The sequence below is a fragment of the Clostridium sp. MF28 genome (assembly GCF_002969175.1).
Classification (GTDB): domain Bacteria; phylum Bacillota; class Clostridia; order Clostridiales; family Clostridiaceae; genus Clostridium; species Clostridium beijerinckii.
In genome coordinates, this window is the sequence record NZ_CP014331.1 from 3,771,529 (window position 1) to 3,786,444 (window position 14,916).

The following is a 14,916-nucleotide window of genomic DNA, read 5'->3' on the forward strand; positions in this document are numbered from 1 at the left end:
TTTATAATTATAGAGATTATTTAAATTAGTATTTATAATTTTCGGTGAAAATTGTCTCAATTTATTGATAAAAAGATTTATTTAGTTGATAATAGAATTTATAAGAAGAGTTTAGGAGGAGAACATGAAAAGAGATTTAGTTTTAGTTGTTGATTTTGGTGGACAGTATAACCAACTAATAGCAAGAAGAGTAAGAGAATGTGGCGTTTATTGCGAGATTATTCCATATGACTATACTATAGAAAAGATAAAAGCTAAAAATCCAAAAGGTATAATATTTACAGGCGGTCCTAACAGTGTTTATGGAGAAGATACTCCAACTGTAGAAAAAGAAGTATTTGAATTAGGCGTGCCAGTACTTGGAATATGCTATGGTGATCAACTAATGGCACATTTGCTAGGTGGAAAAGTTGCGACAGCACCAGTAAGAGAATATGGAAAAACAAATGTAAAATTAGATAAATCATCTAAATTATTTGAAGGAATTGAAACTGATGGTATAGCTTGGATGAGTCATACTGATTATATTGAAGAAGCTCCAAAAGGATTTAAGGTAATAGCAACTACAGAAGTTTGTCCTGTTGCAGCTATGGAAAATGAAGAAAAAAGACTTTATGGAGTTCAATTCCATGCAGAAGTTGAACACACTCAATTTGGGCAAAAAATGCTAGAAAACTTTATACACAATATTTGTGGGTTAGAAAACAGCTGGTCTATGGGATCTTTTGCAGAAGAAAAAATAAAAGAAATAAAAGAATTAGTTGGAGATAAGAAAGTGTTATGTGCTTTATCTGGTGGAGTTGACTCTTCAGTAGCAGCAATGATTGTACATAAGGCTATTGGTCACAACCTAACTTGTATATTTGTTGACCATGGTTTACTAAGAAAAGATGAAGGCGATACTGTTGAAAGAGTATTTAAGAAGGAATTTGATATGAACATTAAGAGAGTTAATGTTTCAGATAGATTCCTTGGAAAACTTGCAGGAGTATCAGATCCAGAAACTAAGAGAAAGATAATCGGCGAAGAATTTATAAGAGTTTTTGAAGAAGAAGCTAAAAAACTTGGTCAAATTGATTATCTTGTTCAAGGAACAATTTATCCAGATATCGTAGAAAGTGGAACTAAGACATCAGCAACTATAAAATCTCATCATAATGTTGGTGGACTTCCAGAAGATATGCAATTTGAACTTATAGAACCATTAAGAGAATTATTTAAAGATGAAGTTAGAGCAGTAGGAGAAGAGCTTGGAATTCCTCACAAATTAGTTTGGAGACAGCCTTTCCCAGGACCAGGTCTTGCTATTAGAGTTTTAGGTGAGATTACAGAAGAAAAACTTGAAATAGTTAGAGAAGCGGATGCAATATTCAGAGAAGAAATTGCAAATGCAAATCTTGATGAATCTATTTGGCAATACTTTGCATGTTTACCTAATATCCGTTCTGTTGGAGTTATGGGAGATGAAAGAACATATTCTCATACAATAGCTTTAAGAGCAGTTACATCAAGTGATGCAATGACTTCTGAATGGGCAAGGATTCCATACGAAATTTTAGATTTAGTAAGCAGAAGAATTGTAAATGAAGTTAAGGGAGTAAACAGAATTGTTTATGACATAACTTCAAAACCACCAGCTACTATAGAGTGGGAATAGGATTGAGGCTTATTAAATAAGGTGGATAGACACTTAAAGAAAATATAATAAAAAATTTAGTGGCTTAGATATTATCTAAAAAAGGTAACATTTAAGCTACTTTTTTGTTGATTTTTTGAAGATGTGATAAATGAGAAAAGGAGTAAAAAACGGTAGGAAAGAAATTTACAATGACAATACTACTAACGTTAGATTTCCTGAATAATCTTTTTAAAGCAGTAAATACATATTTTCTCTAACTGATAGCAAATAAAACATAACAGCATAATATATTATTAGATAGGTATTAAATTTTATAGTCAAATAAATAATAATTTGATACTAGTAATACTTTAACTAAGCGCTTTAGCAATGATTAAACGAAAATTAATGCTGATTACGAAGGAGAGGAAATAATGGAAAACAGAAATAATAGAAATTGCAGACGTTGTAATTGTGAAGAAGAACGTGGAGAGATGGATAGTAGAAATTGTAATCCTTGTGGCAATGGAACTCTTGGAGCTAACGTAAATAATGACTGTTTAGCTGATGCGTTGGAAGATGCATATAATGATGGCTATAAAGATGGATATCGTGATGGGTATGAGGATGGAAATACAGCAGGAGAAACAGCAGGAGAGACAGCTGGATACAAGCAAGGATATTGCGCTGGGTATGAAAAAGCAAAACAAGAGGTCTTAGATTATATTAGAAGAAATAGATGTTGTAGATGCTGTTAAGCAGAACTAAATTATATAATAAGTAGTTATATAAAAAAGGTGTTTATAAATGATTGAAAAATCATTGTTAAACACCTTTTTTATTTAATATAAATATGGTTATAGTGATAATTTAAATAGTCCATATTAGATAAGAGTTAATTAAAAAAGTTACTTTTAATACTAATTGAATACAATTGTGCAAACATTTTCTCTATAGAGGAAAAAGACGGCATTAATCGTTATCATTTTATAAAGTATAATTACATTAAAGAAAGGGGGCATCGAAAACGCTTGAAAAAATCAACCTTTGAATATAAGATAGTCATAAGATTATACTATGAGTATAATTTTTAAAGACTTCTAAAATCAAAGAACAACAAGTTAAAGTAAGATTAATAGCAATAATTTTATTTTAATTTAAATGAATTAATAAGTATTGATTCTTTTCAAGGAGGCAAAAATGAAGTATTTTTATACTGAAAACCGTTCGACAAGAATTCTAAAATTAATTGAACGAAGACATTCCATTTCTGTTGACGCCATTGCTGAAAAATTTGAGGTTAGCTCAAAAACCGTTAAAAATGATGTAAAAGAGTTGAATAGTTTATTAAAAGGATCTGCGCTAATTGATAATAAGCAAGGAATATATAAAATTTATATTATTGATAATAGCAAATTTGAGGAGATTAAGACTAATATATATAACCAAAAAGAATTTCTTAATTCACCTCAAAGAAGAATGGCATTTATTTTATATAAGCTTATGAATAGTGAAGAGCCATATTTAACTGATGACCTAGCGTGTGAGATGAATGTCGGAAGAACCACAGTAATAAGTGATTTAAAGAAAATGAGAGAGATACTTAATAACTACGATTTAAAAATTATAGGGAAAACAAATAATGGACTAGCCTTAAAAGGTACAGAATTAAATATAAGGTTTCTTGTACTTGAGAACCTTTATGAAATGATTTATGGAGAATACGAATTAGATGAAGATGTTATTGATTTAGTAAAAGAGATAACGGATCAATATCAGTTCGATACAACGACATTTGAATCTTTCATACATTCCCTAGTTGTAACTTTAGATCGCCTTTTAAATGGACATACAATCAATACATTAAGCGAGAAATATGGTGAATTATTAAGAAGTTGGGAATTTACATTGGTAAATACTATATCAGATGCAGTTGAAAAAAGGCTTACTATAAGTATTCCAATTAAAGAAAGAATTTTCTTAGCATTGCCGATTATAGGAATGAATACTCCGACTAACATAGAAGGGATTTCACCGCATGTTGAAATTACAGAAGAAGTATCAAATTTAGTAAATCATATATTAGAGCGCATTAAATATGACATGGGTTTAAATATTACGCTAGATGATATCTTGAAAGATTTTGTATACCATATGGCCTTCTTGGTAAATCGTTTAAAGTATGGGGTCCATATTCATAATCCTATAGTAGATGAGATTAGGAAAAAATATAAAGTAGCTTATAAAATGGCAGAATTAGCGCGAGATGTTATTGAGAAAAGTCTTGATGTAAAAATGACACAAGATGAAGTTGGATTTATAGCAGCATACTTTGGAGTTTTTATTTCAGAACAGCAAATAGAAAAAAGTAAAATATACAAAGTTGCAGTTATATGCGGAACTGGAAGAGTTACAGCTAGGTTGGTTGCTAGTCAATTAAAAGGTATTTTTGATGCGAACACAGTTATAGATTTGTATTCAGATAGCACAGTTACTAGTGAAATATTAGATAAGTATAATTTAGTTCTATCTACTGTCCAAGCTAACTTTAAGACAACAGCTACTGTAATATGTTTAGAGAAAATATTTGATGAAGAAGCGCTGAAGAAAAGAATAAAAAGTATTAAGTATATAGATAAATTAGACATGCCATCCATGCAGGGAATGGATTCTATATTACTAAGTATTTTAGATGAAGATACCTTCTTTATCTTGGATAATCAATTGAGTTATTTAGAAAATGTTGATCATATGATTGATAATCTATACTCAAAAGGTTATGTAGATGATGGATTTAAGGAAAGAATAAGAAAAAGAGAAGAAAAGTCTACGATGATTTTTAATGAATCTATAGCATTTCCTCATACTATCAATTATGAAAATGATGAAATAGTAGTCAGTCTAGGAATAATTCCAGAAAAGGCTGGAGAAAACAATCAAAGAAAACTAGTATTTTTGGTAGGACTTCCAGAACAAACTAGGGATGATACACTCTTGGTTAAAATTTATGATGAAATTATAGCTATTGCTAATGATAAGAATACTATTGAGTCTCTTTCAAAGGTAAAAGGTTATAGAGAATTAATTTTACATTTCACAAAAGAAAACGATATATTTGATTTATAAGTAGGAGGTTTATGATGAATTTTTGGTTTTTGATTATATGCTTTGGAATTGCATTTATACTCCAATATATACTAACATTTGCTCAAATGAAAAGTTTCACGGCTTACTATAGTAAATTGCGAAGAAGAGGAAGAGTTGCCATTGGTAAAGTAAAAGGTGGTTTCCGTGCTGGATGTATTGCAATGTTTGCTATCGATCAAAATGGAATTATACTTGAAGGGGGTTATATGCAAGGAATAACAGTACTTGCAAGGGTCAAGAAACTAAACGGATTTGAAGGAAAAGATGTTGGTATATTAACTCAAGCAGATTGTAAGAACTTAGCTAAACCATTAACCAAAGCAGTACTAGAAGCCTCTTCCAATTATAACGTTATTATGGGCGGTGGCGAAGTTGTAGAGCCTCAAAGTCCATTACAAAGATTAGGTAATATTTTTACAGCTAAAAAATTAAAAGCTCACAATTAGAAAGGAGATATTAATATGGACGCAATTGTTTATTTTGCAAAAGGATTTATGTATTTATTTGAAGTTGGTGGAAATACATTTGTTAGTTGGGTAACAGGAATTATCCCAAAGGTATTATTACTTTTAGTTTTTATGAATTCAATAATTGCTCTTATTGGACAAGATAAAGTTGACAGGTTTGCAAAGTTTGCATCTAAAAATGTTATATTAGCTTATGGAGTTTTGCCATTCTTATCAGCCTTTATGTTAGGTAATCCAATGGCATTATCAATGGGGAAATTTCTTCCTGAAAGAATGAAACCAAGCTACTATGCATCAGCATCGTATCATTGTCACACAAACAGCGGTATTTTTCCTCATATTAATGTAGGTGAAATATTCATTTACCTAGGTATTGCAAATGGTATTACAACTCTTGGCCTTGATCCAACAGCTTTAGGACTTCGTTATTTATTAGTAGGTTTAGTAATGAATTTCTTTGCAGGATGGGTAACTGATTTTACTACAAAGATTGTTATGAGACAACAAGGTATTGAATTAAGTAATCAACTTAAGGCAAATTAGTTTAGGAGGGTATTCATATGGAAAAATATAATGCAATTAAAATTGTAAAAGGCAGTGGAGGTTTTGGCGGTCCACTTACAGTAAAACCTGAAGAAGGAAAAGATACATTATTATATATTACAGGTGGTGGAGCTGAACCTGAAATTGTAGAAAAGATTGTTAGCTTAACAGGATGTAAAGCGGTAAATGGATTTAAAACATCTGTACCAGAGGAACAAATTTTCTTAGTTATTATTGATTGTGGTGGAACACTTCGCTGTGGAATATACCCACAAAAGAGAATTCCGACAATAAATGTTATGCCAGTAGGTAAAAGTGGGCCTTTAGCAAAATTCATTACAGAAGACATCTATGTATCTGCAGTTGGTTTAAATCAAATCTCTTTAGCAGATTCAGGTGCAGAACCTATAAAGAGCACAAAAGCGCCTGAGGAAGGAAAAAGAGAATTTAAATATAGTGCGGATAAGAAAGTATCACAAAGTTTGGCTGAAAACAGTAAATCTAGCATTGTCCAAAAAATTGGTATGGGAGCAGGTAAAGTTGTAAATACACTATACCAAGCAGGCCGTGATGCAGTTCAATCAATGATTACAACAATATTACCATTCATGGCATTTGTTGCGATGCTAATAGGAATTATACAAGGTTCGGGATTTGGTAATTGGTTCGCTAAAATATTAGTACCATTAGCAGGAAACGGAATTGGACTTATGATTCTTGGATTCATATGCTCTATTCCTCTATTATCAGCATTACTTGGACCAGGTGCAGTTATAGCACAAATCGTAGGTACTTTAATTGGTGTTGAAATAGGTAAAGGGACTATTCCTCCAAGCTTAGCATTACCAGCATTATTCGCTATTAATACACAATGTGCATGTGACTTTATTCCAGTAGGTTTAGGTCTAGCTGAAGCAGAACCAGAAACAGTAGAGGTTGGTGTTCCATCTGTATTGTATTCACGTTTCATGATTGGTGTACCTAGAGTAGCAGTTGCATGGGTTGCAAGTATAGGATTGTATCAATAAACTATAAAATTTATTTAATTGCGATTGAGTGGTTCTTATGAATTGCTCAATTGCACCAAGGAAAATACATTGCTGATTTAGATGCAAGGAGTGGAATAAAAGGAGGGTTATCCATAGTGAAATTAATTATTGATGATGTAAATATTGAAAAAATAAAAGATGTTTTCAGCATATTCCCAATTGATGGTGTAACTAGTAATCCGAGTATTTTGTATAAGTATGGAAAACAGCCGTATGAAATATTAAGAGAAATACGTGAATTTATTGGAGAAAACTCGGAATTACATGTACAGGTGATTTCTGAAAGTTCAGAAGGTATGCTTAAAGAAGCACATAAAATTATTAAAGAGCTAGGTAAAAATACTTATGTAAAGATACCTGTAACTAGAGAGGGGTTAAAGGTTATAAAAATTCTTAGAAAAGAAGAAATTAATGTTACTGCTACCGCTATATATACTCAAATGCAAGCATATCTAGCTGGAAAAGCAGGTGCTCAATATGCTGCTCCATATGTAAACCGAATTGATAATTTGGGAGCAAATGGTGTTCAAGTGGCAAAAGACATTCACGATATTTTTGAGAAAAACAATTTAAAAACAGAAGTATTAGCAGCTAGTTTTAAGAATTCACAACAAGTATTAGAATTATGCAAGAATGGAATTGGAGCGGCTACAATTTCACCTGATGTAATCGAAGGTTTAATTAAAAACGATTGCGTGGATGTAGCTGTAGAGAACTTTAAAAAAGATTTTGAAATATTATGTGGTCAAGGTAATACCATGTTAAATTGCCGATAATATAAGTAGCTTAGAATAAATAATAATTTTACAAAGAAATATATTTGAAGGGATGAAAGCATCTATGAGTAGTAAGATAATCTATGAAAATAAAGTAAAAGCCTTAGGAGATTTAGCAGAAACATTCTTAGAAGAAGGAATGATAATATTTTTTGGAGATAATGCACCAGATACACTAGCAGATTACTGTTACTCTATTAATATAAAGGAAGTTAAAGAAACAATTAAACCTGGACAAGTATTTATGATTGATGGAATGGCTTTTGAAATAACAGCTGTTGGAGATGTGGCTGAGAAGAATCTAGTGAGTTTAGGACATATAACTGTTGCGTTTAATGGTTCTAAAGTACCTACTTTATCAGGGACAATTTGTGTGGAGAAAAAAGAAATTCCTAAACTCAAAATAGGAAGTGAAATATTTATATTAGCATAATTATATCTAAAATTTATATGAAATCGAAATGATAATAAAATGGCATTAAATAATGAAGTTAAATAATCAGGAGGAATTTTTATGAAAAATACATGGCTTAATTTAGAAGGAAAAACAGCAATTGTAACAGGGGGAGCATCTGGTATTGGTAAGGCAGTTGCACAAGAGTTTTTAAATAATGGTGCAAATGTAGTTGTTTGTGATATGAATCCAAACAAACCTGAATTTGATGATCATAATGGACATATGGAATATATAGTTACTAATGTTGCAGATAGAGATAGCGTAGAAAAAATGATTGAGAAGGCTAAAGAGATTACTGGAACTATTGATATAATTGTAAATAATGCAGGTATTAATATTCCTAGATTACTAGTTGATAAAAAAGAACCAAAAGGAAAATTTGAGTTAGATGAAAATGTTTGGGATAAAGTTATGAATGTAAATGTAAAAGGTGTATTTCTATGTGCTCAAGTAGCTGCAAGAGAGATGGCAAGTCAAGGAAAAGGGGTTATTATAAATATGTCTTCTGAAAGCGGATTGGAAGGATCTGAGGGGCAAAGTGTTTATGCAGCAAGTAAGAATGCAGTAAATTCTTTGACTCGCTCATGGGCAAAGGAGCTGGGGAAATTAGGTATAAGAGTTATCGGAGTTGCGCCAGGGATTTTAGAAGCTACAGGACTCAGAACTTTAGAATATGAGACAGCGTTAGCTTATACTAGAGGAATTACTGTAGAAGAATTAAGAGCAGGATATAGTAAAACTTCAACAACTCCATTAGGAAGATCAGGAAAGCTTTCAGAAGTTGCAGATTTAGTTTGCTATTTAGCTAGTGATAGAGCAAGTTATATTCATGGAGTTACTTACAATATTGCTGGGGGAAAAACAAGAGGTTAAATAAAAACGATATTAGTACAGAATAAGTTTAATTATCTGGCCAATTAGCATAGAACAAAGTTAAAAAATTAACAAAGTTATCTAGATTTTAATAATTGAAAAATATATAATTTACATTTTATGAAGAGAAAACTTAGTTTTCTCTTTTAAAATTTTAAAAATGATTGATATTTAATAAACAATATGTTATGGCAAGCATTAAAAATAAGTTGATATCAATAAGGATAAGATGAATATTAATTCATACAATTAGAAAAAATAGAACCGAGTAAAGATTAAATAAGATTAATTTCAGGTTATTATTTGATATATTATTTGTAAAAAAGTTAAAAGCAAAGATGAGATATTGAGAATTTATGATATAATTGAATAATAAAATTATTTTTAGTTATATATGGAGGTAGGATAGAAGAATGAATAAAGGTATATCACTAGACTTATCAAAAGTTTCTCCTTATTTAGAAGAAGCAGAACTTGAAAATATGGAAAGCATGGTTAAAGCTGTTCATGAAGATTTACACAATAAAACAGGCGCAGGTAATGATTTTTTAGGTTGGGTAGACCTTCCTGTAAATTATGATAAAGAAGAATTTGCAAGAATTAAAAAGGCAGCAGAAAAGATTAAATCAGACTCTGATGTTTTAATAGTTATTGGAATAGGTGGATCATATCTTGGAGCTAGAGCAGCTATTGAAATGTTGACAAATAATTTCCATAATGTATTAGGAAGTGATAAGAGAAAAGTTCCACAAATATTTTTTGCTGGAAATAATATAAGTTCAACATATATGGCAGAACTTCTACAAGTAATTGAAGGAAAAGATGTAAGTTTAAATGTAATTTCAAAATCAGGTACAACTACAGAACCAGCAATTGCATTTAGAATTTTAAAATCATATTTAGAAAAGAAATATGGTGTAGAAGAAGCAAGAAAGAGAATATATGCAACAACTGATAAAGCTAGAGGTGCTTTAAAGACATTAGCTGATTCAGAAGGATATGAAACTTTTGTAGTTCCAGATGATGTTGGAGGAAGATTTACAGTATTAACAGCGGTTGGATTATTGCCTATAGCTGCGGCTGGAATCGATATTGATGAAATGATGAAAGGTGCTGCAGATGCAAGAACAGCTTATTCAGTACCATCAATTAAAGAAAATGACGCTTATAAATATGCAGCAGCTAGAAATGCTTTATATAATAAAGGAGCATCAATTGAAGTATTAGTAAATTACGAACCATCACTTCATTATTTCAACGAATGGTGGAAACAATTATACGGAGAATCAGAAGGTAAAGATCATAAAGGATTATTCCCAGCAGCAGTAGATTTTTCAACAGATCTTCACTCAATGGGTCAATATATCCAAGATGGAAGAAGAATAATGTTTGAAACAGTTGTAAATATTGAAAAACCAAAATATGAAATAAATATAGAAGAAGCTGATAATGACTTAGATGGATTAAATTTCTTAGCTGGAAAGACTATGGATTTCGTTAATAAGAAAGCATTTGAAGGAACACTATTAGCTCACAATGACGGTGGAGTTCCTAATATGGTATTAAGTGTACCAGAAATTTCAGCATATTATTTTGGATACATGGTTTATTTCTTTGAAAAGGCTTGTGGAATAAGTGGATATCTTTTAGCAATAAATCCATTTAATCAACCAGGTGTTGAAGCTTATAAAAAGAATATGTTTGCTTTACTAGGAAAGCCAGGATATGAAGATATGAAGGCTGAACTAGAAAAGAGACTTTAGTTTAATTATGAAGATTATTATTGATGGAGATGCCTGTCCAGGCATCTCCATTATTGAAAAAGCGGCAAAAGAACACAATATTCCAGTGATAATTTATTGTGATATTCATCATTTTATACAGAGCAATTATTCTGTAGTTAAAGTTGTTGATAGTGGATTTCAAAGTGTAGATATGTATGTAATGAATGAAACTAAAGAAGGTGACATAATTGTGTCTCAGGACTATGGTGTGGCTGCGATATGTCTATCTAAGAAAGCGAAAGTAATAAACCCTAAGGGATATATATATGATGAGAAAAACATAGATAGATTATTGGAAGAAAGACATATATCGCAGAAAATAAGAAGGAGTGGAGGAAAGACCTCTAACCCCAAAAAAAGAACTGACGAAGATAATATTAGACTGGAAAAAAACTTATTAAAACTTATAACTAGTTGATAATTTTAGAAGCTTAGATAAGAGCTTCTATTTTTATGCGGTAAAAAATTATAAATTTATATTTTGGATATTATTTTAAGTGTGACTGGAGGGTTTTGTTAAAAACAATCTTACTAATATATGAGTTTATATAAGCATTTATGATATAATCAAATAAAAAATAAACTGAAGTTATTTACAAAAAATGGTATAAATGTATAATATAATAATAAGGGTCATTTTGAGAATTGGTATGAGAGGAGTATGAATTTATGGAGGAACTTCAGTTAAAGTATGTTGAGATAGCTTTTGATAAGCAAACACCGCAAAAAATTGGCACGGAGATAAATATATCTGGTAAAATAGATGGGGAAATAGAAAACTTAGAATATAAATTTATTGTTGGCAAAGGTGGGGTTTGGAATACTATACAAGAATTTTCAGAAAAAAATTATTGCATATGGAAGCCTAAAAGAGAAGGGGAGTATATGGTTATGGTACAAGCCAGAGAGAGGGATGGAAAAAAACCTTTAGACTATTTAGCCAAAGAGGACTATTCTATAGTGACAGAGGAAGTGAGTAATACTGTGGATAAAGAGACTAGTATTCAATATGTTACTAATGATGAAGAAATTAAAAGCGCTTGCAATGATAAAGAAAGTAATTTGCTAGCGTCTGAAAAAGAAGATCCTATTTTATGCAATATTGAATTTAAAGAGGCAATGAATAGTATAGAAGACAATGTGGTGTTTCTTGAAGTTAAAGAAATTTCTAGAGCAGAAAAAGAAGTTGTAATATCAAATAGCTATGCTGGTGAAGAAATATCATCTTCTAATGATACCAAAGAAGTTGAAGATATAGTAGATAATACTCAATATAATGAAGAAGTTTTAAATAAAATATTAATTGAAAACAATGCTCAAATAGAACCGAGTTTTATAAAAGATATCCGTATAGATAAAGAGGAAATAAAAGTTGGAGAAAAATGTTGTGTTGAGGTAAAGACAGATGATGAGAATGTATATTTATATAGATATTATATAAAAAAGAATAATGAATGGGATATAATTAAGGATTATGATAAAAGTAATATTTTAAAATATACAGCAAACGAGTCTGGAAATAAAGAATTTTTAATTCAGTGTAAAAGAATGGATTCCACTGAAACCTTTGAAGACCATAGAATTATCACACTAAAAGTAAGAGAAATTGATAAAGTAGAAATAACCAATTTTAAATGTTTAAATAACTCATTAATAGCTGGAGAAAAGCTTGGTTTTATAGTAGAAACAAATATTGAAGAATCTGTTAGTAATGAAGATATCGTATTACTATATAAATTTTATAAAATATATAAAGATGGAAAATCAATTTGTATACAAGACTATTCAACCAAAAATAATGTGTATTATAAGGAAACAGAAGCGGGTAGCTACAGAATTTTATGTCTTGTAAAAAGTATATTTTCAAATAAAGAATATGATGATAGAGCTATTTTGGTATACGGTGTTAAACCATATAAAACGATTAAGATTAATAATTTTGTAGCCGATTCGAATTCTCCTAATATAAGTGGAAGTAGTATAAAGTTTGCTTCAGAAATAGAAGGTGGAAACAAAGTTATATATAGATATCAGGTTAATGGACCCATTAAAGAGGACACAGGCTTTATAGAAAAGAGTGAATTTGTATGGAAACCATCTGAAGCTGGAGAATATGACATTATACTTTATGTTAAGGATATTACTTATAAAGGTGAATATGAGGATTTAAAAAGAATTACATTTAATATAGAGAAAAAGAGTGAAAAGCCAGTAAAGATTTTAGATATTGTAGTTGATAAAGAAAAGAAGATTATTGTTGGGGAGCCAGTTGGTATAACGGTAAATGCTGAAGGTGGAGTAAAGCTCCAATATGCATTCACAATTAGAAAAGATGGAAGAAGGTTAGAGGGAGTAGATTATAATAAATCTAACTGGATAAATTTTATTCCTAACCAGGCAGGAGAGTATGAAGTAGAAATAAGACTTAAGGATAAGTACTCAGATAAATCTTATGATGCCCAAACAGTTATATATTTGAAGGCACTAGAATATCTACCGGGTGAAATAGATTATATAATATTACCTTATAAGGAAACACATTTGATTGGGGAAGCTGTGGAGTTTGAATGCATTGTTCAAAATACACAGAATACTTTATTGAAATATGAAACTAAAATTAATGGACATTCTATTGAGAAAACAGAGTTCTCAAAAAATAAAAGGTTGAGATTTATACCTAAAACTGCTGGTAAATACACTATAGAAGTTTATGCTAAGAATGTTAGATGTACTAGTGAGTATGATTCTAAGAAGCAGATAAACTTGTATGTAAGTGAGGCGTCTCCTGTAATAGAAACTAATATAATAGCAAATACGCTAGAGGGGCATGTAAATGAGGAACTTACATTTGAAGCTATAAGTAGAGGCGGGAAAAATGTTTGTTATGAATTTTATTTAATGGAGAATAATGAGTGGAGAAAGGTACAAGCATATAGTAGAAAGCATTATTATAGCTTTATGCCATTTACTCAAGGAAAATATAAGATTTTAGCTTTAGCCAAAAGTTATTATAAAAAAGTTAGTTACGAGGATTATGCTGAAGTAACATTTTATGTTAAAGGTTTAAAAGGATAACTCGAAAATAAACATAGGATAAATTTTAGAGAAAGGTTGTTTAAGTATGGCGATAGACGGTTTAGATAAAATGTCAAATGAGCAATTATTAGCAATGAATATGCTAAGCAATGGACAAGTAACAAATGATTCAGATTCTGATTCTAGCAATAGTACGAGTGGTGAAAAAGATTTAGCATTTCAGCTAGTTATGAAAAATCTTTTGGAATCATCAAAAAAATCTAAAGAAAATGGTAATGCTGAATCAAATGGGAATACAAAGGAAGTAAAAAGTGAAACAACCAACAGTGAGAAAGTAAATTCAAAAGAGAATATAAATTTAAATAATGCAGCTAGAGTAGGACAAACATATGTAACAGGACAAAACTTAGAGGAAATACCAATGGTTTTAACTAATAATTATATAGGTTTTACAAGAAATTCTGAATCTGCATTATCTAATAAAAGTGGAGCTGATATTAAGAAAATATATTCGGCTGTAGATGATGCAGCTAAAAAATATGGAGTAGATCCCAATCTAATATTAGCTGTAATTAAGCAGGAGTCTGATTTTGATCCTAATTCAACATCTGGTGTCGGAGCTGCTGGATTAATGCAGATAATGCCAGAGAATTTTTCACATTTAGGGATAACTGATGGATATGATGTTGAGCAAAATGTTAACGGTGGAACTAAGTTGCTTAAAGAATATTTAGATAAATACAATGGAAGTTCAGAGTTGGCTCTTATGGCATACAATGGAGGACCTGGAACTATGCAAAGAAGAGGCGTATCATCAGCTTCTGACTTATATAAAATGCCACAGGAAACTCAGAACTATGTTCCGAAGGTAATGGGGTACTATAGAAATGGAATCTAGGATGTTTTACATTCTAGATTTTTTAAGGGATAAAATAATTATAATCATATAAAAACTGCATCAAAAAAACCATCAGTAACATTTAGATGACTTTTTTCATGCAGTTTCTTTGCTGTTTGTTAATATTGTTAACAATATGTACATTTTTAAGTTAAATTTATTTTGTTATCGTATTCAAATGTTAGGTAAATGTTTTCAAAAGACCATAATAAAAAACGCAACCCTTGGGGCTAGGTTGCGCTTTAGCAATAAGCAATAAGCAATAAAT

General features: G+C 30.6%; 13 protein-coding genes. All 13 read left to right on the forward strand.

Features of this window, described 5'->3' with window-relative positions:
• The first annotated feature begins 124 nt into the window (after positions 1 to 124).
• Positions 125 to 1,657: a glutamine-hydrolyzing GMP synthase gene (guaA, locus tag AXY43_RS16465; RefSeq protein ID WP_023976022.1), complete on the forward strand. Its 1,533-nt coding sequence runs from the start codon at positions 125 to 127 to the stop codon at positions 1,655 to 1,657.
• Positions 1,658 to 2,052: 395 nt separating this feature from the next.
• A complete protein-coding gene (locus AXY43_RS16470) occupies positions 2,053 to 2,376 on the forward strand; it encodes a hypothetical protein (protein WP_023976021.1) in 324 nt (107 codons plus the stop codon).
• A gap of 442 nt (positions 2,377 to 2,818) precedes the next feature.
• Complete coding sequence (locus tag AXY43_RS16475; RefSeq protein WP_023976020.1) at positions 2,819 to 4,744, forward strand: BglG family transcription antiterminator; 1,926 nt, start codon at positions 2,819 to 2,821, stop codon at positions 4,742 to 4,744.
• Positions 4,745 to 4,758: 14 nt separating this feature from the next.
• Positions 4,759 to 5,211, forward strand: coding sequence for a transcriptional regulator GutM (locus tag AXY43_RS16480; RefSeq protein ID WP_023976019.1), 453 nt, complete (start codon positions 4,759 to 4,761; stop codon positions 5,209 to 5,211).
• Between the two features lie 15 nt (positions 5,212 to 5,226).
• Positions 5,227 to 5,775 carry a PTS glucitol/sorbitol transporter subunit IIC gene (srlA, locus tag AXY43_RS16485; protein WP_017209833.1) on the forward strand — a complete coding sequence of 183 codons (549 nt, stop codon included), beginning with the start codon at positions 5,227 to 5,229 and terminating at the stop codon, positions 5,773 to 5,775.
• 17 nt (positions 5,776 to 5,792) lie between these two features.
• The gene (gene srlE / locus AXY43_RS16490) at positions 5,793 to 6,803 is read left to right on the forward strand and encodes a PTS glucitol/sorbitol transporter subunit IIB (protein ID WP_039771153.1); all 1,011 of its coding nucleotides are present in this window, start codon (positions 5,793 to 5,795) and stop codon (positions 6,801 to 6,803) included.
• 116 nt (positions 6,804 to 6,919) lie between these two features.
• Positions 6,920 to 7,600, forward strand: a complete 681-nt coding sequence (locus AXY43_RS16495; protein ID WP_023976017.1) for a fructose-6-phosphate aldolase — start codon at positions 6,920 to 6,922, stop codon at positions 7,598 to 7,600.
• A gap of 64 nt (positions 7,601 to 7,664) precedes the next feature.
• The gene (locus tag AXY43_RS16500; RefSeq protein WP_031276098.1) at positions 7,665 to 8,033 is read left to right on the forward strand and encodes a glucitol/sorbitol-specific PTS transporter subunit IIA; all 369 of its coding nucleotides are present in this window, start codon (positions 7,665 to 7,667) and stop codon (positions 8,031 to 8,033) included.
• Between the two features lie 81 nt (positions 8,034 to 8,114).
• Positions 8,115 to 8,930, forward strand: a complete 816-nt coding sequence (locus AXY43_RS16505; protein WP_011967689.1) for an SDR family oxidoreductase — start codon at positions 8,115 to 8,117, stop codon at positions 8,928 to 8,930.
• 413 nt (positions 8,931 to 9,343) lie between these two features.
• The gene (locus AXY43_RS16510; RefSeq protein ID WP_017209837.1) at positions 9,344 to 10,693 is read left to right on the forward strand and encodes a glucose-6-phosphate isomerase; all 1,350 of its coding nucleotides are present in this window, start codon (positions 9,344 to 9,346) and stop codon (positions 10,691 to 10,693) included.
• 7 nt (positions 10,694 to 10,700) lie between these two features.
• A complete protein-coding gene (locus tag AXY43_RS16515; RefSeq protein ID WP_017209838.1) occupies positions 10,701 to 11,132 on the forward strand; it encodes a YaiI/YqxD family protein in 432 nt (143 codons plus the stop codon).
• A gap of 251 nt (positions 11,133 to 11,383) precedes the next feature.
• Positions 11,384 to 13,789, forward strand: coding sequence for a triple tyrosine motif-containing protein (locus AXY43_RS16520; RefSeq protein WP_023976015.1), 2,406 nt, complete (start codon positions 11,384 to 11,386; stop codon positions 13,787 to 13,789).
• A 46-nt stretch (positions 13,790 to 13,835) separates the two neighbouring features.
• Positions 13,836 to 14,648, forward strand: coding sequence for a lytic transglycosylase domain-containing protein (locus AXY43_RS16525; RefSeq protein WP_105411829.1), 813 nt, complete (start codon positions 13,836 to 13,838; stop codon positions 14,646 to 14,648).
• Positions 14,649 to 14,916 lie beyond the last annotated feature (268 nt).

Excerpts from the sequence above, each read along its gene's own strand:
- guaA (WP_023976022.1), top strand. The coding sequence starts at position 125 with ATGAAAAGAGATTTAGTTTTAGTTGTTGATTTTGGTGGACAGTATAAC.
- AXY43_RS16480 (WP_023976019.1), top strand. The coding sequence starts at position 4,759 with ATGAATTTTTGGTTTTTGATTATATGCTTTGGAATTGCATTTATACTC.
- srlA (WP_017209833.1), top strand. The coding sequence starts at position 5,227 with ATGGACGCAATTGTTTATTTTGCAAAAGGATTTATGTATTTATTTGAA.
- AXY43_RS16510 (WP_017209837.1), top strand. The coding sequence starts at position 9,344 with ATGAATAAAGGTATATCACTAGACTTATCAAAAGTTTCTCCTTATTTA.
- AXY43_RS16520 (WP_023976015.1), top strand. The coding sequence starts at position 11,384 with ATGGAGGAACTTCAGTTAAAGTATGTTGAGATAGCTTTTGATAAGCAA.
- AXY43_RS16515 (WP_017209838.1), top strand. The coding sequence starts at position 10,701 with ATGAAGATTATTATTGATGGAGATGCCTGTCCAGGCATCTCCATTATT.
- AXY43_RS16505 (WP_011967689.1), top strand. The coding sequence starts at position 8,115 with ATGAAAAATACATGGCTTAATTTAGAAGGAAAAACAGCAATTGTAACA.
- AXY43_RS16500 (WP_031276098.1), top strand. The coding sequence starts at position 7,665 with ATGAGTAGTAAGATAATCTATGAAAATAAAGTAAAAGCCTTAGGAGAT.
- AXY43_RS16525 (WP_105411829.1), top strand. The coding sequence starts at position 13,836 with ATGGCGATAGACGGTTTAGATAAAATGTCAAATGAGCAATTATTAGCA.
- AXY43_RS16475 (WP_023976020.1), top strand. The coding sequence starts at position 2,819 with ATGAAGTATTTTTATACTGAAAACCGTTCGACAAGAATTCTAAAATTA.
- srlE (WP_039771153.1), top strand. The coding sequence starts at position 5,793 with ATGGAAAAATATAATGCAATTAAAATTGTAAAAGGCAGTGGAGGTTTT.
- AXY43_RS16470 (WP_023976021.1), top strand. The coding sequence starts at position 2,053 with ATGGAAAACAGAAATAATAGAAATTGCAGACGTTGTAATTGTGAAGAA.